The sequence below is a fragment of the Streptomyces sp. NPDC002386 genome, from assembly GCF_053593175.1.
On sequence record NZ_JBSFBX010000019.1, the window covers coordinates 12048 to 30553 of the forward strand.

The 18506-nt window shown below is 70.4% G+C and carries 18 protein-coding genes; 12 read left to right on the forward strand and 6 right to left on the reverse strand.

Features of this window, described 5'->3' with window-relative positions:
* Window positions 1–106 precede the first annotated feature (106 nt).
* Window positions 107–742, forward strand: a complete 636-nt coding sequence (locus ACWCPN_RS30565) for a TetR family transcriptional regulator (protein ID WP_451212653.1) — start codon at window positions 107–109, stop codon at window positions 740–742.
* 431 nt (window positions 743–1173) lie between these two features.
* Window positions 1174–1584: a hypothetical protein gene (locus ACWCPN_RS30570; protein ID WP_451212656.1), complete on the forward strand. Its 411-nt coding sequence runs from the start codon at window positions 1174–1176 to the stop codon at window positions 1582–1584.
* Window positions 1585–2203: 619 nt separating this feature from the next.
* Here ACWCPN_RS30570 and ACWCPN_RS30575 read toward each other — a convergent pair.
* Both ACWCPN_RS30575 and ACWCPN_RS30580 read right to left on the reverse strand, forming a co-directional pair.
* Window positions 2204–3040: an oxidoreductase gene (locus tag ACWCPN_RS30575; protein WP_451212659.1), complete on the reverse strand. Its 837-nt coding sequence runs from the start codon at window positions 3038–3040 to the stop codon at window positions 2204–2206.
* The gene (locus tag ACWCPN_RS30580; protein WP_451212662.1) at window positions 3037–3630 is read right to left on the reverse strand and encodes a TetR/AcrR family transcriptional regulator; all 594 of its coding nucleotides are present in this window, start codon (window positions 3628–3630) and stop codon (window positions 3037–3039) included. Before ACWCPN_RS30580 ends, ACWCPN_RS30575 begins: the two co-directional genes overlap by 4 nt.
* A gap of 881 nt (window positions 3631–4511) precedes the next feature.
* Between ACWCPN_RS30580 and ACWCPN_RS30585 the strand changes: the two genes are divergently transcribed.
* Entirely contained in the window at window positions 4512–4964 is a 453-nt protein-coding gene (locus ACWCPN_RS30585; protein WP_451212665.1) for an OsmC family protein, read from the forward strand.
* Between the two features lie 980 nt (window positions 4965–5944).
* On the forward strand, window positions 5945–6184 hold the full coding sequence (locus tag ACWCPN_RS30590) for a peptidoglycan-binding domain-containing protein (RefSeq protein ID WP_451212668.1): 240 nt from the start codon (window positions 5945–5947) through the stop codon (window positions 6182–6184).
* A gap of 8 nt (window positions 6185–6192) precedes the next feature.
* Here the strand turns inward: ACWCPN_RS30590 and ACWCPN_RS30595 are convergent, their stop codons facing one another.
* From ACWCPN_RS30595 to ACWCPN_RS30605, 3 genes are all read right to left on the reverse strand, one after another.
* A complete protein-coding gene (locus ACWCPN_RS30595; protein WP_451212671.1) occupies window positions 6193–7596 on the reverse strand; it encodes a sensor histidine kinase in 1404 nt (467 codons plus the stop codon).
* A complete protein-coding gene (locus ACWCPN_RS30600) occupies window positions 7593–8270 on the reverse strand; it encodes a response regulator transcription factor (RefSeq protein ID WP_451212674.1) in 678 nt (225 codons plus the stop codon). The genes ACWCPN_RS30595 and ACWCPN_RS30600 overlap by 4 nt, the downstream gene beginning before the upstream one ends.
* A 324-nt stretch (window positions 8271–8594) precedes the next feature.
* On the reverse strand, window positions 8595–9134 hold the full coding sequence (locus tag ACWCPN_RS30605) for a sigma-70 family RNA polymerase sigma factor (protein ID WP_451212677.1): 540 nt from the start codon (window positions 9132–9134) through the stop codon (window positions 8595–8597).
* Window positions 9135–10166: 1032 nt separating this feature from the next.
* Here ACWCPN_RS30605 and ACWCPN_RS30610 point away from each other — a divergent pair.
* The 6 genes from ACWCPN_RS30610 to ACWCPN_RS30635 all read left to right on the forward strand — a co-directional run bounded on the left by ACWCPN_RS30610 (window position 10167) and on the right by ACWCPN_RS30635 (window position 15490).
* A complete protein-coding gene (locus ACWCPN_RS30610) occupies window positions 10167–10991 on the forward strand; it encodes a hypothetical protein (RefSeq protein WP_451212680.1) in 825 nt (274 codons plus the stop codon).
* A 190-nt stretch (window positions 10992–11181) separates the two neighbouring features.
* Entirely contained in the window at window positions 11182–11895 is a 714-nt protein-coding gene (locus ACWCPN_RS30615; RefSeq protein ID WP_451212683.1) for a FadR/GntR family transcriptional regulator, read from the forward strand.
* Window position 11896: 1 nt separating this feature from the next.
* Window positions 11897–12730 carry a sterol desaturase family protein gene (locus ACWCPN_RS30620; RefSeq protein WP_451212686.1) on the forward strand — a complete coding sequence of 278 codons (834 nt, stop codon included), beginning with the start codon at window positions 11897–11899 and terminating at the stop codon, window positions 12728–12730.
* Between the two features lies 1 nt (window position 12731).
* The gene (locus ACWCPN_RS30625; protein ID WP_451212689.1) at window positions 12732–13436 is read left to right on the forward strand and encodes a lysoplasmalogenase family protein; all 705 of its coding nucleotides are present in this window, start codon (window positions 12732–12734) and stop codon (window positions 13434–13436) included.
* 779 nt (window positions 13437–14215) lie between these two features.
* On the forward strand, window positions 14216–14341 hold the full coding sequence (locus tag ACWCPN_RS30630) for a hypothetical protein (RefSeq protein ID WP_451212692.1): 126 nt from the start codon (window positions 14216–14218) through the stop codon (window positions 14339–14341).
* A gap of 165 nt (window positions 14342–14506) precedes the next feature.
* A complete protein-coding gene (locus ACWCPN_RS30635) occupies window positions 14507–15490 on the forward strand; it encodes a hypothetical protein (protein ID WP_451212695.1) in 984 nt (327 codons plus the stop codon).
* 505 nt (window positions 15491–15995) lie between these two features.
* Here ACWCPN_RS30635 and ACWCPN_RS30640 read toward each other — a convergent pair.
* On the reverse strand, window positions 15996–16475 hold the full coding sequence (locus tag ACWCPN_RS30640) for a hypothetical protein (RefSeq protein WP_451212698.1): 480 nt from the start codon (window positions 16473–16475) through the stop codon (window positions 15996–15998).
* A 92-nt stretch (window positions 16476–16567) separates the two neighbouring features.
* Between ACWCPN_RS30640 and ACWCPN_RS30645 the strand changes: the two genes are divergently transcribed.
* A complete protein-coding gene (locus tag ACWCPN_RS30645) occupies window positions 16568–16960 on the forward strand; it encodes a MerR family transcriptional regulator (protein WP_451212701.1) in 393 nt (130 codons plus the stop codon).
* 554 nt (window positions 16961–17514) lie between these two features.
* Entirely contained in the window at window positions 17515–17901 is a 387-nt protein-coding gene (locus ACWCPN_RS30650) for a hypothetical protein (protein WP_451212704.1), read from the forward strand.
* The last annotated feature ends 605 nt before the right edge of the window (window positions 17902–18506 follow it).

Genomic DNA, 18506 nt, shown 5'->3' on the forward strand with positions numbered 1-18506 from the left:
GGGGGCGCCGTGTCAATTATCTGATGGAGCGTCATATTCTGGTGGTCGCCGGCGGCCGGGCTGGGTGGAGGGTCGCGCCGGCCGCGGGTGGTGGGACACTGCCGGTGTGCGCAACCACCGTCCGCCCGTCCCGCCCGGGCCCCGCCCCGATCCGCCCCGGGTGGCGTGGCGCAGGCAGATGCGCGAGCGGGTGCTCGCCGAGGCCCGCGCGCTGGCCGCTGAGAGCGGCTGGGACCGGGTGCGGGTGGCTGACCTCGCGCTACGAGCGGAGGTCTCCCGGCCCTCGATCTACAAGGAGTTCGGTGACCGGGCCGGCATCGGGCGGGCGCTGGTGCTGCGCGAGACGGAGGAGTTCCTGACGGGTCTGGCCGCGGTGCTGGACGAGCACCGCGACGAGCTCGCCGTCGCCCTGCGCGCCGCCGTCGCCCACGCCTTGGCCGAGGCGGGCGGCAACCCGTTCATCGGTGCGGTGCTGACGGCGGCCCGCGGGGGCACGGACGCGCTGCTGCCGTTCCTTACGAGCAGACCCGAACCCGTCTTCACCAGCGCCTGGCATCTGCTGGCGCAGTGGCTGGGCGGGGTGGCGCCGGGAGTGCCGGAGGAACGCCGGGTGGAGGCGGCCGACCTCGCCGTACGGCTGACTCTCAGCCACATGCTGCTGCCGGCCCCGCCCACCGCGGACGCACCCGAGCGTGTCGCGCGCGCTGCCTGCGCAGTGCTGGGCGTGCCGTTCCACCTCTGACGGACCGGGCCGCCGGCCCGTCCGCCGGTTGTGGAGGTGTGCCGACGCCGAAATGTTCCTCGTCCTACGACGCTGTGGGCTGGCGTCGGTCGTCCGTCCGGTGGAAGCTTTCGGCTTGCGACAGAGCCGCGCCCCGACCGGTGGCCGACGGGGCGCTCCCGGCAGTGGTGCGCGGGGCCGGTGCCGCGAGCACGACGACCGCCTCGGCGCCGTGTGCGGTCGAACCCGGCCGGTGGCGCGGATCCACTCGACTCGACAGGCGTCCCACCCGACTCGTGCAATATGACAAGCACATGACCGATATTGCCCCTGCGGCTGGGGGTGTCCCGCAGCATCCTGTGGTTGCGGTGCGGGGGCCGAAGTCATGGGCCCCTGGACCACTGGCGCCAGGGGGACCGACCGGGGAACCCGGCACTTCACGAGGGGGAGACATGAGCATCAGGAAGGCTGTCACCGCGTCCTTATTCTCGGCGGTGCTGCTCGGCGGCGTCCTCGCCGCCGCGCCGGCCGCCCAGGCCCAGACCAGCGGGGAGACGGGGGCGCTCTCCTGCTACGGCAGTGCGAAGTCGTACTCCAAGCCCGCAGGGAACCGCTGGTACCCGCAAGGTGGCCCGTACCTGACGGCCACCACCAACTGCGGCGATATCAACATCAAACCCAACACGACCACGAGCATCGCGGTGTGCTGGCTGCCCAGCTCTGGCGGCTCGTACTGCCAGGGCTCGTACAAGACCGCCCCGGCGGGCCAGTGGACCGTCGTCGCGACGGACGTCAAGGACGGCACGCACTTCTACTTCGACTTCGGTACGACGGCGGCGAACTCGGGAGTCTGGGCGGCCTGATCACCGCTCGAAGCGCGTTCGCGCAGGTGCCTGCAGGGAGGCCGACGCAACCCGGCCGGGAGCTCGTCGGACGCAGCACGCTGTACCGGTTGGTTGATGACCTTGAGGCGCTGCTTGCCCTGCTACTCGCCTACTTGAGCGCCGAGGCGTGGCAGACGGTATTGGCGGGTAGCGCCGGCGGGGGAGTGCCGGTAGCGCTCGCCGGTATCCGCCGATTCATATAGGTAACGTCGGATTACGGGCCGCTGCGCCGAACAGACGCCTACGGTCGCCCTGCGGGTGCTCATGGCCGAGGGCGTGGGGCGGGCGACAGCTGCCCGGCGGGCTCGCCCCGGTGGCCGCGTGCGCCGAAACTCTCGGCGCAGGCGACCGGGTCAGGGTCGGTGAACCGGATGCGGCTGTGGCCCGCCCGTCATGGCCGGCACACGCCGGTCCGGGCGGCCCGGTGCGCCCGCGAGCGCGCCCGGCAGCGCGAAGCCCGTCGTCGACAGGCCGTTGCAGACCGGGCAGGTGTCCGGTGCACCGGCCGGACAGGGCCGGGATACCCGCATTTTCACGGCCCGGTCAGGTCAAAGCACGTCGAAGTACGGGACTGGGTGTCGAGCCGGACGGCTTCCGCTCACCCGGCCGCCCTGAACTGCACCCGCAGGTAGGCGTCGAAGACGCGTGCGCCGAGCAGGCGCCGGGCGTGGACGAGAGCCTTCGCCGCGGGGGTGACCACATAGCGGGTCTTGGGCCGGGAGGCGATGACGGCGTGCTCGATGGCCTTGGCGACGGTCTCGGGCGGCGCGGACAGCGCCTTCGAGTCGTATGACTGGGCCATCTGCCGCTCCGCGGCCGTGTTCAGTGCGCTGTAGGGGCCGGTCGGGGCGGCGGATCCGGCCAGCGTGTGGGCCGCGGTGTCGCCGAAGGAGGTGCGGATGAGGCCGGGTTCGATCAGGCTCACCTTGACGCCGAAGGGTGCGGCCTCGAAGCGCAGGGCGTCGGTGAGGGCCTCCACCGCGTACTTGCTGGCGTGGTAGTAGCCGCCGACGGGAAAGACGATCCGCCCGCCCATCGAACCGACGTTGACGATCCTTCCCCGGCCCGCCCGGCGCATACCCGGCAGGACGAGCTGCGTCATCCGGGAGAGGCCGAAGACGTTGGTCTCGAACTGCCGGCGCACGCCGTCCAGTCCGGTCTCCTCGATGGTGCCGTACTCGCCGTAACCGGCGTTGTTGACCAGGACACCCACCGAGCCGTGCTCGGCCTCCACCGCCGCTACGGCCTCGGCCATGGACGTCTCGTCGGTCACGTCCAGAGGCAGGACGCGGGCTCCGGTGTCGGCCAGGTCGGTCAGTGTCTCGGGGCGGCGGGCGGTGGCGTAGACGGTCAGCTCCGGGCGGCGCGCCAGGCGCAGGGCCGTCGCGCGGCCTATGCCCGAAGAGGTTCCGGTGATCAGTACGGAAGTGGTCATGACTGCTCCTTGACGGGTGGGTGAGGGTGGTCATCGGTGCGGCCCAGGCCGGCGGTGAACAGCGCCACCCCGTGGCGCAGGCGGCGGGCCGGGGCTTCGGCGTCGGTGAGGTCCGCCTCCAGGCCGCGGGTGAAGGCGAGCAGGAGCTCGGCCACTTCGACGGCGTCGGTATCCGGGTGGTCCGCCGCGACGGCATTGGCGAGCAGGTCGCGCATGGCGGTGTCGTAGGCCTCGACCTGCTCGGCCGAGAGGCGGGTGTCGACACCCAGCAGTTCGGCGGCGTGTGCGGGACTGTCGTGCCACAGCCGCACCGCGAGCCCCAGTTTCACCTCCAGCGCCGCGGTCAACCGCGTGCGCAGGTCTCCCTGGGTGTCGATGGCGCCGCGGGCGTCTTCCAGGGCGTCGCCGAGCAGTCGCGCGGCCAGCCGTCGGAACGCGTCCTCCTTGTTGCGCACGTACTGGTAGACCCCTGGGCGTGACATGTCCGCCTCGCGTGCGATGTCGTCCATGGTCGTGCGCTTGACCCCGTGCCGGGTGAAACACGTGTACGCCGCGTCCAGGATCAGCTTGAGCCGCTCGTCCTCCAACATGCTGACAATCATTGCATGGAATGTCAGAATGTCGAAGTCGGGCGGATCGATGCGCTGCCCGCGCGCTCACGAAGCCCTGCGTCGCCGCGACCTACGGCCACGCGCGTGCGCCGGCACGGGCCGAGCGGCTCGGGTCAACGGGTGGTCGGGCCGGAACGTGAACGTCGTCGCCCGGCGTGACCGCGGCGGGAACCCCCATCGCGGCCCGGAAGAGATCCGCCCGAGATGGCGTGGAGCGGCGGGGGATGTGGCCGCGCCTGGGAACAATCTCGGCCCGTCGTGCGCTCTCACTTATACCCCGGCGGGTACTCGGCCAGGCCGGGGCGGGACGATCGGCGAAGGAGCGTGGGACCCATGACACAGGCAGGAAGTGGTCCGTCCGGCTCGACCGAGGAGATCTCTCTCGTGACGACGTGCGGACGCAGAATCGCGGTACGTCGCCTTCGGTTCGGGTCCGCGGACCGGCCCGTCAGCCGGATCGCCCTGGACGTGGGGGAGGACCGGGGCGGCGACCCGGGGGTCTGGGCGGCACTCACCCCCGACGAGGCGCGCTCCCTGGCCGGTTTGCTTGTCCAGCAGAGCGCCACCGCCCCACCCGCCGATGGGGAAAGCCGGCGGAGCACCTTCCCGACGGCGTGAGTTCACGGCCGGCCGGGGCGCTCGGCGGCTTGGGAGAGGGGGTTCTCCTGATCGGCGCGTGCGGCGGAGCCCGACGCCGGCTCGATCGCAGCCCGGAAGACGTCCACCGGAGGCGCGGCGGAGCGCGGGGGTGCTGGGGCTGATCGGCCCCCACGGGATCCCGTTGGGCCCTCGCTCCGCCACCCCGTCCGCGGTCGACTGGACAGTGGCAAGAGGTGTCGTGGACGACTAGGAGCCCTGTCATGACCGAGACCGCACCCCACCGCATCGGCGCGGAACAGATGCGCGGTTCTGCCGCGAACCGACTCGACGTGACCCACGTCGGCGGCGACGCCTACGCCGTCGAGGTTCGCGGGCACCACATCCAGGTCGACCAGCCTGTCGACTCGGGCGGCACGGACGCCGCGCCGACGCCCACGGAACTGTTCGTCGCTTCCCTGGCCACCTGCGTCGCCTTCTACGCCGGCCGCTACCTGCACCGGCATGGTCTGTCCCGTGCCGGGCTGCGCGTGCGCGCCGAGTTCGTCATGGCCACTGACCGTCCGGCCCGGATCTCCTCCGTGCGCGTCGTGGTGGTCCCGCCGCCAGAACTGCCTGAGCGGCGTCGCGCGGCCCTTCTGGCCGTCGCCTCGCACTGCACCGTCCACAACACGCTCGAACATCCACCGGAGACCGATATAGAGCTGGCGCTGTGAGCGGGTCCGTCGTGGCGGTGATCAGCCGGGGCACCGTGTGGAGGGCCCGTCCCGGAAGACGGCCGCGAAGGGTGACGCCCTCTGCGATGACGATCTTCTTCCAGGACGACGGCACGGACAGGTGTCCGATGGTCGCGTCGGATCGGTAGGTCGCCACTCCGCCGGCCACCACCAGTCGACCGGCCGCGTGCTGAGTGGGGGTGCCGGCGAGGGCCACCGTACCGACGGCGACCACGCCGGCGGCGGCCACGAAGGCGCCCGCCGTCTTCAGGCGGCGGCGGGAACCGGGTTGTGTCGTGTCACGGGAAAGCTTCCGTTCGGACGGGCGATACAGCGGGCGGACGCAGTGCCGACCGCCTTAGCGGACGACACTCCGCTACGATCCGGCCGGGTTTCGCCTCGTTGTTGGTTGCGGCCCACGGCCTCCGGGCGGCGGCGGATTCGCCTGGCGTCCCGTCGCGGTCGGACACACGGAGCTAGACTCGCCGGAAAGTCTGTTCGACCGGCCGCACGGCGTCATCGATCGGCCGGACAGGGCGGTGACGCTTTCTCAGGCCGGTATGAGGGAGCATCGGGCCGTCGCCTACGGGGGGGGAGGTGGCGCGCCCATGGCGCAGCACCGAATGAGCGGGGCACCCACTCGCCGACTTCGCCTGAGCGGCAGTCGCCTGTGGATGGCCGCCGCGGTCGGCACACTCGGCCTGCTCGCCGTGGCCCTGGTAGGCCTCTTCGGTCGCTCGGTCGGTCCTCCGCAGCCGCCCTCGCTGGTCGCACCGGAGCCGGTTGTGCCGACGGTTGTCTCTCCGCCCGGCGACGGCGAGTCTCCAACGGGCAGCGGGACGCCGTCCGGCGGAGAGACCGGTGAACCCTCCCATCCGGCAGCAACCACGAAGCGGCCGTCACCAACCCTTCCCGCTCCGGGCGATACCGTCCGAGCCCCCGCCACCTCCCCGACGGCCACCGCGAAAGGCGGAGTCCAGGTGGAGGGCGAGGCCGACGGGCAGTCCCAGGTGCTCGGCCGGGGCGATCAGGGGACCCAAGTGCTCGACCTGCAGCAGCGCTTGCGGAAGGCTGGCATCGACACGGCACCACTCAACGGCGTGTACGACCAGCCGACCGAAGCCGCCGTCCAGAACTACCAGGCCCTCCGGCACATCCGGACCGATCCGCAAGGGGTGTACGGCTCCGCGACCAGGCAGTCCCTGGAATCGGAGACCTGACGCGCGGTCTACCAGGCTTCGTGCGGCGAGGCGGCGTCACCCCGTGCCTCGGACCTCGGGTGGCGACCGGTCATGCCCGAACGCCGACGGTCCTCGGGGCTCCTCCGTCGATGCGCGGGTTCCGGCTGGCCGAGCCGCATCTCCACGCGCGCGCCGCCGTGCCGAGAGGTGCCGATCAGCAGCCGCCCTCCTGCGTTCTCGGCCGCCCGCGCCGCGATGTCCAGTCCCAGCCCGCTCGACTCGCCCCCGCTCAGACCACGCACCCGCACGGTCTCGGAGCCTGTGATTCCCGGCCCGGCATCCTCCACCACCAGGGACGGGACACCGTCCAGCACACCTGCGTACACCTCGCACCCGCAGCCCGGCGGAGTGTGCTGGAAGACGTTGCCCAGAAGGGCGTCCAGCGCCGCCACGAGGTCCTCCTCGGAAAGCCCGATGCCGAGTGGACCGGGTGCGACCGTCACCGCGCACGGTCTGTCCTGGGCGTGCGCCAGCGCCTCCCAGAAGGGCATCCGGGCTCCGACGACCGCGGTCAGATCGCTCTTCTGCGGCATCGACGCCGCAGCGTCCACGGATCCCGCGCGCGTGCGGCCGATGAGGTCCGTCACCTCGTGATCGAGCGCGGTCACCGCAGCGCGCAGCCGGTCGGCCTCCCGTCCCTCGAACAGGTCCAGGTCCAGCTTCAGAGCGGTCAGCGGAGTGCGCAGCCGGTGCGAGAGGTCGGCCGCGAACTCCCGTTCCGCCTGCACCAGCCCGATGATCCGGTCGGTCATCGTGTTGAAAGCGGCGGCGACCTCCCGCACCTCGCGGGGTCCACCGACCCGTACCCGGACCCCCAGCTCGCCCCGGCCGACGGCGACCGCCGCCCGCACCAGGTCGGCGGACGACCGGACCAGGCGGCGGGAGATGCGGTCCGCTCCCATGACCGCGATCAGGGTCAGCGCGGCGACAGCCGCCGCCAGTACGACCCACGCGGCCGCGACACCGTCCGTCCGCTCGTCCACCCGCACGAGCGACTCCACCACTGCGGTGCGCCCCTCGGGCAGCCCGACCGGCAGCAGCAGCACCTCCTGCCCGTGCGTTGTCCGGGCACGGAACGCCCGGGACCTCTTGACGGCTTCGCGAACGGAGGATTCCGGAGCCGGGCAGCGCCCCACCACATCACCGTCCGGCAGCCGGACGCACGTGGAGGCCGAGTCGTCACCGGTACTCCGCCAGGCGGCCCGTACCGCGCCGGGGTCGCGGGTCGCCGCCAGGACGGCCACCAGCACCGCGGCCCTGCGCTCGGACAGCTGCTGGGCGCGGTCCACGGCCTGCTGCCGTGCCGCATAGGCCAGCGGAAGGGCGAAGGCGAGCGTGGTGAGCAGCGCGATCCCGAGGGAGAGGCGTACCTGCCAGGTCCGAAGCGTCATGCCGACAGCGCCACCAGTCTCAGCCCGACACCGCGGACAGTCTGCAGACAGTCGGGAGAACCACCGCTCTCCGCGAGCTTCCGGCGCAGCCAGTAGACGTGGACGTCTATGGCGCGGTCGTAGACGTCGCTCCCGCGCCAGACCTCGGTGAGCAGCTCGCGGCGGGTGACCACGGCACCCGGGCGCCGGGCGAGATAGGCGAGCAGGTCGAACTCCCGCCGATTGAGTTCCAGCGGTGAGTCGCCGAACCGCACCTGTCGTTGTGTCATGTCGATGACGAGGTCGCCGACGTGCAGAGTGTCCGGAGGGGCCTGTCCCGAGCGGCGGAGGACAGCGAGCACGCGCGCGGCGAGTTGCTCTCCGGAGAACGGTTTCACCAGGTAGTCGTCGGCGCCGTCACGCAGCAGCCGGACGATGTCCTCCTCGTCCCCGCGCGCCGTGGCGATGATGACCGGCACCCGGCTGACCGCGCGCACCATCTTCAGCACCTGTCCGCCGTCGAGGTCGGGCAGCCCCAGGTCCAGGACGACGAGGTCGGGATACTGGGGGACGAGCCGGCGCATCAGATCCATCGCGGTACCGACCGCGGTCACGGAGTAGCCGGCCGCCGTCAGGGATCGGGTGAGCGCGTCACGGACGAGCGTGTCGTCCTCGACGATCAGAACCGTGGGCATGCGGTCACCGTAGGCCAGACGTGCGGCGCGGGGAGTGTGCTGCCGGAATTGCTCAACACCTGTCCCGCCAGGCGTAGACGAGTACGCGACGGACTTCGAGCTCGGCGTTTCTCCGACGTTGGAGGGCCTGCGGGGCCATGGCCCGGCCCAGCGCCATACGCCTGGCCTCACCGGGACGACTCGCAGGCAGCACCCAGATCTGACAGCCCCTCACCGTACGGTCGGCATCTAGGCGCAGCGTCGGGATGCAGACCTCCCACAGCGGGAGGGCGAGCACGCCGTCATGCCGCATCGGCTGCTCACCCACCGATCGTGCCGCTCGGGTCATCTGTTGCCTCTCACCGTCGCGCCGAGCGGCACTTCGCCGTTGACTTCGCTTCGCGGCACGCCGTCCTGGACGAGTACGTCGGCAAGACGGCGCCGACCTCGCGCCAGCCGGGTCTTCACCGTCGCATCGGGGACACCGAGCCGGTCGGCGATGTCGCGCACGGGGAGGTCGAGCAGGTGGTGCATGACAAGGACCTGACGGTATTTCACCGGCAGGGCGCGTATCCCCTGCACGACGAGGACTGTGTGCTCGTCGGCCGGCGGTTGGGACGCCGGAGGCCCCAGCCGCGCCATGGCGGCCCTGGCACGCCGGGCCTGACGCATCCGGGTGCAGGCCAGGTTGTGGGCGACACGGCGCACCCAGGCGTAGGGGATGTCGTACGCCCGGATCCGGTCCCAGCGTACGACGGCGCGGGAGAACGCCTCCTGGGTGCAGTCCTCGGCTGCGTGGGTGTCGCCGGTGATGAGGTACACGTGCCCGACGACCCGTCGGAATGTGGTGGCGTAGAAATGCTCGAACTGCGCTGTGTCGCTCACCGGGGCTCCTTACGTACGGCCTTTCCCGGGGCGGTGGATCGCCACGAGCCGTTGTGGCGGCCCGGTCCCTTTCTGGGGGCTGAGGGGCGAAGGGACCGGGCCGTCGGGCCCTCCACGGTGAGCGAGGCGTCAGGCGCTGCTCGGGCACCGTGGAGGGGATCTGCGGACGATCACCGTCCGAGGCAGATCCTGTCGAGCCGAGCGACCGAAAACCATGCCTTCCTAAGCCGGGAACGCCGCGCAGTGCCTCAGAAAACGCTCAGTTAACGAAACCCGCCGGCGATGCCGTCCTCGGCGGCCGGTTCCGGCGGAAGCGGGCGGGAACGAGGCATCCCGGTTCTGGTTCGCAGCGGAGAGGGCCCGCGCGGGTGCCTGTGACGGGCAGCAGGCAGGTCCCGGCGACACGGCCGCCAGGGTCACCAGGAAGGCGGCGGCCACAGCGCCCGCCGCCGAGGATCGGATCCATCTGTGGGTGCGGGCATCGGGCAGGACGGACTCCTTCGCGATTCCCGGTGATCTCCCTCGGAGAGCCTCACGCGTCCGCTGAGCGGTCGTGCCCGGCGCTGCGTCAAGCCCGGCTTTCGACAGCGGCAACGGGGCGTTGGGCGGCCGCGGCGCTGTTGCCGGACCGGCAGTCGGCCCTCGATGATCGGCCGACGTGGGCGCAGGCGCGTCATTGAAGCGGTGCGCGTGCCTCACGCGCGTGCCGCGACCCGCGGCGAGGGGATGCCTAGGGTCGCGGTACGCCGGTACTTCGTGCGGACAAGGTCCTTGTGACGACGCTTTCCGCGGCTGCGCAAGCGGCTTTCCGCGGCTGCGCAAGCGCGGGTTGTGGCCGGCCGACGTGTCCGTACACGCCGACTGCTCTTCAAGGGAACGCCGGAACCGATTGAACATCCTCGGTCCGGCCCGCGTACTCGTGGGGGACAGGCTGGTAGGGGTTTCTGGGGGCACCGGTACCCGTAGCGGCCGGCACGAGGACTCTTCCACGGACGAGGTCCTGGCGGCCGGTCGCGCTAGCCAGAGGACGTCATGACAGGCAAGCGAGTCAAAGGCAAGTACCGCAAGTACCGGATCGCCGGTGCGGGCCTCGTCGGCGCCGGCTTGATCGCCGGCTCCTTGGCCGCGGCGGGCGCGTTCGCGGGCGAGAGCAGCGACAAGGCAGCCGTCGGCCACGTGGATGCGGCGCAGACCATCGTGTGCCCTTCCGTCCAGGGCAAGCTGCCGGAGGTTCCGGCGCAGGCCCAGAGCGAGGTCACGAGGAATCTCCAGCTTCTCGACAAGCAGCTCGGCGAGGCCAACGACCGGCTGGCGCGGTCCCAGGGCGAGGGTGGCCCCAACTTCGTGCGCAACGCGATCCTGGGACCCCTCGAGAGCAAGCGCACCGCGGCCATCAACCGCATCGAGACCGCCATCGGCCGTGTGGCCACGAAGCCGGAGGGGCTCGAGAAGTTCGCGCCTTGCAGCCTCAGTGGTGAGGGCGGGGCCGGCGGGGCCGGCGAGGCCGCTGGAGGCACCGGTGAAGCCGGTGGTGCGGGTGCGACTGCCGCCGGAGCCGCGCCGACCGTCAACTGCCCGGACGTGGCCGGCAAGGTGCCGAGCGACATCCCTGCGGCCGCGCGGGACGGCGTCAGCCGCGAACTCACCAATCTCGACCGGGAGATCACCGAGGCCAACGACCGGCTGGCGCGCTCCAAGGGCGAAGGCGGCCCGAATTTCATCTCCAATGCCATCCTCAACCCCCTGAAGAACAAGCGGAAGTCGGTCATCGACCGGATCGAGATCGACATCCGGCGCGAGGGCGGTACACCACCGGCCGGGCTGGAGGAACTGGCGGAGTGCCAGTTGAGCAGCTGACGGGCGGCACCTTCGGTCGGCCTCCGCAGACGGAGGGGCGCCTGGGCCCGCCCTGACCGACAGGTGCGGCTCCCCACGCCGGCGATCACCGGTGTGGGGAGCGGCTGTCCTGACCGAAGGTTGCAACGCACGCGAGAAATACTGGTCCAACCAGTTGACCAGTGCTGTGCGTGAGTGCACGCTGTGCGCCATGGCAGAGGAACGCATTCGGCGGGAAGCGGTCTCCGACCAGCTCTTCTCGCTGCTCAGGGACCGCATTCTGAGCGGTGCCCTGGCCGCCGGTTCCGCCCTGACGGCGGAGCGGGAGCTGGCCGCGGAGTTCGGGGTCAACCGGCACGCGGTGCGCGAGGCGATGAAGCGCCTGCAGCAGGCCCGGCTGGTCGAGGTGAGCCACGGAGGCCGCACCATGGTGCTGGACTGGCGGCGCACCGCGGGACTGGACCTGGCCGTGCAACTGGCGGAAGCCGGTGAGCCGCTGGACTCCTACGACCTGAGGCGTGACGCCCTGGAGATGCGGGCGTGCATCGGTGCGGACGCCGCGCGTCTCTGCGCGGCACGCCGCTCGCGGGAGCAGGCGGCGGCCATCGGGGCGGCGGCGGCCAGGTACGCGGACACTGGTCCGGACCTCGCCGCACTCGGGGCGGCGGACGTCGCGTGGTGGCGGCTGATCGTGGAGGGTTCCGGCAATCTCGCCTATCTGCTGGCCTTCAACAGCTTGGTGGGTGGCACGCTCGCCGCCGGTGAGGTGCCGCCCGACCGCCGCGCCGAGGAACTGCTCGACGTGGCGGCTCATCTGCGGCTCGCCGAGCTGATCGCGGCGCGGGACGACGAGGGTGCCGAGCACCTGGCCCGGCGGTTGCTCTCGCGCAGCGTCCCGGCCGTGACGGAGAGGAGGGCGGGCTGAGATGATCCCCGCCATCGTGTACGCGATACCGTTCTTCGTCCTGCTGGTCGTCGTGGAGGCGGTGTCGTACCGTTTCCTCCCCGATGACGATGAGCGCGGCTACGAGTTGCGCGACACGGTCACCAGCATGTCGATGGGCGCGGGCAGCCAGGTGATCGGACTGCCGTGGAAGGTGCTCGCGGTCCTGGCGTACGCCGCGGTCTGGAGCCTGGCTCCCTGGCAGCTGCCGGTCTCCTCGGCGTGGACGTGGTTCCTGCTGTTCTTCGCCGACGACCTGGCGTACTACGCCTTCCACCGCGCGCACCACCGTGTCCGCGTCCTGTGGGCGAGCCACGTGGTCCACCACTCCAGTGTGCGTTTCAACCTGTCCACGGCACTCCGCCAGAGCTGGACGCCGATGACCTCGCTGCCGTTCTGGCTGCCGCTGGCCCTGCTCGGCATCCCGCCGTGGATGATCCTGCTGCAGCAGTCGATCAGCCTCGTCTACCAGTTCTTCCTCCACACCGAACGAGTGGACAGGCTCTGGCGGCCCGTCGAGTGGGTCTTCAACACCCCGTCGCACCACCGTGTGCACCACGGCTCCAACAACGTGTACCTGGACCGCAACTACGGGGGCATCCTCATCGTGTGGGACCGTCTCTTCCGCACCTTCGAGCCGGAAGGCGAGAGGGTGATGTACGGGCTGACGAAGAACATCGACACCTACAACCCGCTGCGCGTCGCCTTCCACGAGTACGCGTCCGCCTGGCGCGACGTACGCCGTGCCCGGCGCTGGCGCGACAAGGCGGGGTACCTGTTCGGCCCTCCCGGGTGGTCGCCCAGAGCGGGGGTGTGAGATGCCGCCGCTGCTCGTGGCCTACGCGGGACTCGTCCTGCTGAACCTGCTGGGCGTCGGTCTTCACCAGGAGCCGCTGGAGTGGCTCACCAAGCCGCTGCTCGCTCCCGTGCTCGCCCTGTACCTGTGGCGGCTCACGCGCCGAGGTCATCCCCTCGTGCTGGCCGCACTGGCCTTCGCGACCGCCGGTGACGTGGCCCTGCTGCTGTCGGGCGCGGGCGCCTTCGCGGTGGGTACCGCCTGTTTCCTCGGAACCCAAGTCTGTTATCTGGTCGCCTTCTTCCGGCAAGGCGCTGCCGCATATCTGCGAGCGCGACCACTGTTGGTCATGGGCTGCCTCGCCCTGTGGGCCGCGGCCAACGCGGTTCTGCTGCCCCAGCTGGGCGCCTTGGCCTGGGCCGTAGCGCCCTACAGCGGAGCGTTGCTGACCATGGCGGCGAGCGCCTGGGTCATGGGCCCGCGGGCGGCCTGGGGAGGAGCGGTGTTCGTGAGCTCCGACCTGCTGGTCGGACTCGGTGCAGCGGGAGTGGAGTTCCCCGGCCGTCCGGTCCTGGTCATGGCCGCCTACGCGGCGGCTCAGCTCCTCTTGACCGGGGCCTTCGTCCACACGCGGACAGCGCAGGAGGTGGAGAACCCCACGGGGTGGGACGCCCACCGATCCGCCGCTCCCGCGGCCGGAGCCGCAGGCGAGGCCGCCGGGCACTGACTCCGTCCGACGCCGGGCACCGGTCCGACGGGACGTCGCCCCTACTGCTCGTGGTGGTCTGGTCAGGGCTCCCCGGACGTCCGCGGAGCCCTGACCGTGTGGTCACGTCCTGAGCGCCAAAGCTGTACAGGACGGCTCGTCGTTGCGGTTGCGTTCCTCCGGGCCGGAGACAGGGACACGGGACCGGGACCCTGAAACCCCGTACACGGCTGCGGAGTGTGCTCACCAGGGTGGTCCGGGCTTCCAGTAGCGCCCAACCCACCCCGTGACCCCTTCGACCGACCGGAACGGAACCGCCATGAACGGACGCCCTCACCGTCTTCGCCGTCACCGGCTGTCCCTGACTCTGGCGGGTGGGATCGCCCTCGCGGCCGCCGGCGCCGGCACCTGTGCGATGGCCGCGCGACCGACCTCACCCTCCTCCGGGGCCGCCGACTCGCCCGTGCGGGTCTTCGACGCGTGCGGCTACGGCTCGGGCACCCAGTGGGCGCCCCGGCGACTCGCGGAGGGTGCCCACGACCTGGCCGGCACTCCGGCCGAACGTGACGTCTCCGGCGTGACAGTCGCCGCCGGATACCGTGCGCTGCTGTTCGACAGCGCTGCCGCCACCCGCCCCGCCCTCACACTCACCGCCGACCGCGACCGCTGCGGCACCCCGCTCAACGACCGCATACGCCGCATCGTCGTCCAGCGCGCCGACGCGCCCACGTCTCCTCCGCCGACCCCGGCGCGCGTCCGACGGGACACCGGACTTCTCCGACGGCTCCACCTTCCTGCTGATGGAGATCGGTGGCCTCGCCGGCTACACCACCGACGGGTCCGCCGGCTCCAACTTCCCCAAGGCCTACGACCAGCTCTGCCGCGGTGGCGCGGCCGTCTTCGACCACTTCCGCGCCAATCTCTAGAAGCGCTTCGCCTCCCTCGTTCCGGCGCCTGAGGGACGTAACCCGCCGGCGCCGCGCAGCGTGCGCCCTCCGGGTGAGCCGGCCGCCCGGAGACCGCGGAGGACTCCCCAATTCCCCGGATTGCGCAGAACCGTACGACCCGCGAGTGAGAGTGGTGTGAGAATCATGGAGAACGCCGGCCGCTACCGCATGCTGACGCGGACCGGGACAGAGCCCGACCTGCTGCACTGGCTGGCGCATGACGCAGAGACCCGTCGGCCGTTGTGCGCGGTGCAGGTGGAGGTGGGGGAGGGTACCGACGGGGCGGTCACCGACGCGCTGGCGGAGCGGTGCTTCACCCGCAGCACCGCTCTGTTGTCCCCGATGGCCTGCGCGGTCGCCCGAACCGTGGCGGTGGTGAGGAAGGGGCGGTCGCTCTGTCTCGTGGAGGAGCGGCCCCCAGGTTGCCATCTCGCGGACTTCCTCAGCCGGCACAGGCCGTCGGGGCCTGAGATCGCCGGCCTCGCGCTGGCCCTGCTGGGTGTGCTGTCCGACGTGCACGCCAAGGGGTTCGCGTGGGGATACATAGCCGCCCAGCAGGTGTGGGTGCAGGCGGACCTGTCGGTGGTCCTCTCGGGATCCGGTGTCGCGGATCTCGTCGCTCTCGGATGGGTTGCCCAGCATCCCTCCCGGCTCAGGTTCGCACCCGAACTGAACCCGCTGACGGATGCCGCACCGTCGGCGGACATGTGGGCCCTCGGCAACGTGATGGCCGGCATGCTGGCCGGCGGCCCCAACCCGCTGCCCGGCCGGGCAGCGGACGGTGATGTTCCTTCGGCGGACCTCGATCGTCTCCTCACGGGACGCGCACGCGCCTTCTCTCCGCTGATCCACGGACTCCTGCGTCGCGACACGGCGATACGGCTCACGGAGCCGATCGTCCGTCGTGCGCTGATCCGCATGTCCGGTCGGCGACCGGCCGCAGGTCACATCTCCGACGACTGGGCGGAGACAGCGCGTATGCCTGGCGCACCGGTACCTCTGCCACCTCCTCCGGACTACCCGCCGGACTCGCCCTTGATCGCCCGAGCCCGGCAGGACTCGCGGGGAGGAAGACACCGCCTGCGGAGTCCGCTCCACCCTGTGCTTGCCCGGCTTCCTCACTGGTGAGCACGTTCCCCGCTCATGCTCGGCACGGTCCTGACCCGGCTCGACGAGTCCCGCACCGCGGGGAGTCAGCGCCGTGCCGTCGTCCGCTCTACTTCCGGTACGTGGACGCGTCCAGACCACTCGGGGTCGCGTCGTGTCCTACCTCGCCGACGTGGTGCACGGACGTCATGCAGCGGCTACCGGCTGACCGACGTCCTACGGGAACACGACATCCACGAGCGTGACTAGCAGCGTGACCCGCAGGCGGGACCCAACGACGCCGAATCCACCATGCTCGCCGGCTTCAAGCGCGGCCGCCGAGTCCCGGACTTGGCCGACACGACGGCATCCCGATGTCGGGGGCCCGCGAGGGCCGTTTCCTGACGGTGTGACATCGGCACCGCGCGACATGCGGGGCAGCATGCCGCTTTCGCGAGTATTTCCGGCGGCTGGAAGGCGGTGAGAAGGAGAGGGCAGGCACGCACACTCGTGCGGGCAGCCGGCTGCAGCGCCCCCTTCCTGAGCGTCACCGACTCGCCGTGTCGAACGAGCGTCCATCGGTCGGGCTTGCATCGTTGGTTACTGAGCCTGCGTTCCGGCCCCACCTCCACGGCACGAGCTGGAGGACACCGAACGCCACCTCGATACCGAAGAACAGCCACAGGAGGCGCGACGCACCATGGGCGAGTGCGTACGCCTGCCACGTCGCGAACAGAGTACGCGCGATGCCGTCGAACAGTCCGTGCTCTGGCAGTGGCCTGACGATTCGCAGAACGGCCCAGACGACTACCACCGAGCCCATCAGGTTGGCGAACAAGATCTGCCAGGTGTCGAGTTCGGGCAAGGCCTCAAACCCCAGCGCTTGACCGCCCGATGACAGCGCGTCGTGCACAAGGGCGTAGGTCCAGGGAGTTGCGAATCCGGCCGTTACGACCAGGTCGTACCAGGCGCTCGCGCGTACGACGCGAAAGTAGGTGGGGTGCGTGGGGGTGCGAAGACGGCTCACGATGGCGCTCCCTTGGGGTCTCGTGACAGCGATGCCTCACGCTAAACAGTGAAGTACGCTCCAAGGTCAAGTCCGACATTTTATGGAGGGGCATGCGCATCGGTGAGCTTGCCGCGCAGGTAGGCATGACCAGAGACACGATCCGGTTCTACGAGAAGGTCGGCCTCGTTACAGGTCGGCGGTTGCCCAATGGGTATCGCGACTTCCCGCCCGAGGCGGTGACCTGGCTTCAATACATCCGCACTGCGCAAGCGCTTGGGTTCTCCCTGGCGGAGATCGCGCGCAACGGCGAGAAGCTGCGCGGGGAACCGGACGTCGCGATAGGGCTGTCCGCTCTCTTCGAGGAGAAGATTCGGGTCATCGACGCCCGAATCACCGAACTAACCGCTTTACGTGCCGACCTGGCCACGCGCGTAGGCACTGGCTGCCCTCTACGGACGGCCGGACAGCCCGCCGGAGCGACCGCCGGTGAGAAGGCGGACTGAGCGGGCTTGACGACACCATGGAGTGTCAGCGCCACATCGCACAGCTCACCAGCCCGACTTCAACCGCCAGCGCGCCCGCCGTCAGGTTGACCGCCATTACGGCACCGTCGACAACTGGGCTTCGGCGTGTCCCCGCACTGATGTCTGTTCCCTGCGCTGCGCGTGGTGGACTGGTCGACCACGTAGTGGACCTGCGGAGGTCTGCGCTCCGGAGCCGTCACCTGGACTGCTGACCGTTGCGGAGGCTTGGGCAATGACGTCAAGGACCCCTAGCTGGACGACATCCCGGCTCGGCGGAGGAGGGTCTCGCCCTTCAGTGTGATGAAGGGGGTGCGGGTACCAACAATGGTCTCCCGTCCGGTGGCGAGACAGGCCTGGGCCGTCCCGCGACCACATCCCTTCGAACCTCATCGAATCGTGGCACCGGCCGTCGCGGTGGTGCGCCTGATGAGCGCAGGCTGTTGGCTCACAGTCTAGTGGCCGATGGAGCCACCCATGGTGATGCGGAAACCAACGGGAAGACCTGCTCACTTCCGCATGTCAGAAAGGGAGACGTGAAGTTGCGCAAGCACTTGACCGTAGGCCTGCTCTCCGCTGCGTTTATTGGCAGCACTCTGATAGTCGCGCCGACCGCCCAGGCCGCAGCCACTTCCTGCTTCGGCAGCGCGAAGTCGTACACGAAACCGACAGGTGCCAGGTGGTATCCCACCACAGGCCGACTCACAACGACGAGCAACTGCGCCGACATCAACATCAAGACCAACCAGTCCGCATACGTGCAGGTGTGCTTCTACCCGACGTCAGGGGGCAGCACGTGCGGCGCCTACAAGTACGCATCGGCAGGTCAGTGGACCGTTATAGCCACCGGTGTCAAGGACGGCACTCAGTTCCAGTTCCTCTTCGCCTCGGACGCCTATAACTCCGGCGTTTGGGCCGGCTAACGGTCCCAACGTGTTGGCAGCAGACAGCCGTCGGGCAACGGCTGTCTGCTGCTCCGCGCGTGGTGGTTTGCCCACCTGAGGGCCGGTTCCGGCGTCGGACTGCTCATGCGTCTGTATGTCGCCGTCAGCCACGTCCTCGCCGAACGCCCCATCTCCCCGCGGTTGTCAAAGCCCTCAATCCGGCCGCCCCCTCGGACAGCGCACCGCACCGGGCGGTCAGAACGGGCCGCTGAGGCTGCCGAGCGGGTGGGTCAGGCGCAGGTTCTGGGAGTAGTCGATCAAGGACGCAGGCCCCGCCCGCAGGCGTCCAAGCAGCTCCAGCCCAAAGCCGCTCCGTGAGGTGTTTGGCGGTCCGGAAAAGTGGGGTGTGGCTCTCAAGTCGCTTGCCCCCAGGTGGCTCCGGTGGAGTGGCCACCGCGCGAAGCGTGCGACCCCGAGACGGTCGCCGCCACCACCCTAACTGCCGCATATGCAAGGCCGCCTGTGATCAGTTGTGGCGCTGTGCAGATCACGCAGCGCCGAGCTGAGCGGCCAAGAACCCGTAAAGATCCGCCAGGACACCGCGTGTCGAATCCGTATCGAAGTTCTACCGGCGACCTCCGCAG

Coding starts and splice junctions, on each gene's coding strand:
- ACWCPN_RS30630 (WP_451212692.1), top strand. CDS start 14,216: ATGGAGATCGGTGGCCTCGCCGGCTACACCACCGACGGGTCCGCCGGC.
- ACWCPN_RS30620 (WP_451212686.1), top strand. CDS start 11,897: ATGATCCCCGCCATCGTGTACGCGATACCGTTCTTCGTCCTGCTGGTC.
- ACWCPN_RS30595 (WP_451212671.1), bottom strand. CDS start 7,596: ATGACGCTTCGGACCTGGCAGGTACGCCTCTCCCTCGGGATCGCGCTG.
- ACWCPN_RS30570 (WP_451212656.1), top strand. CDS start 1,174: ATGAGCATCAGGAAGGCTGTCACCGCGTCCTTATTCTCGGCGGTGCTG.
- ACWCPN_RS30585 (WP_451212665.1), top strand. CDS start 4,512: ATGACCGAGACCGCACCCCACCGCATCGGCGCGGAACAGATGCGCGGT.
- ACWCPN_RS30580 (WP_451212662.1), bottom strand. CDS start 3,630: ATGTTGGAGGACGAGCGGCTCAAGCTGATCCTGGACGCGGCGTACACG.
- ACWCPN_RS30610 (WP_451212680.1), top strand. CDS start 10,167: ATGACAGGCAAGCGAGTCAAAGGCAAGTACCGCAAGTACCGGATCGCC.
- ACWCPN_RS30625 (WP_451212689.1), top strand. CDS start 12,732: ATGCCGCCGCTGCTCGTGGCCTACGCGGGACTCGTCCTGCTGAACCTG.
- ACWCPN_RS30645 (WP_451212701.1), top strand. CDS start 16,568: ATGCGCATCGGTGAGCTTGCCGCGCAGGTAGGCATGACCAGAGACACG.
- ACWCPN_RS30635 (WP_451212695.1), top strand. CDS start 14,507: ATGGAGAACGCCGGCCGCTACCGCATGCTGACGCGGACCGGGACAGAG.
- ACWCPN_RS30575 (WP_451212659.1), bottom strand. CDS start 3,040: ATGACCACTTCCGTACTGATCACCGGAACCTCTTCGGGCATAGGCCGC.
- ACWCPN_RS30600 (WP_451212674.1), bottom strand. CDS start 8,270: ATGCCCACGGTTCTGATCGTCGAGGACGACACGCTCGTCCGTGACGCG.
- ACWCPN_RS30615 (WP_451212683.1), top strand. CDS start 11,182: ATGGCAGAGGAACGCATTCGGCGGGAAGCGGTCTCCGACCAGCTCTTC.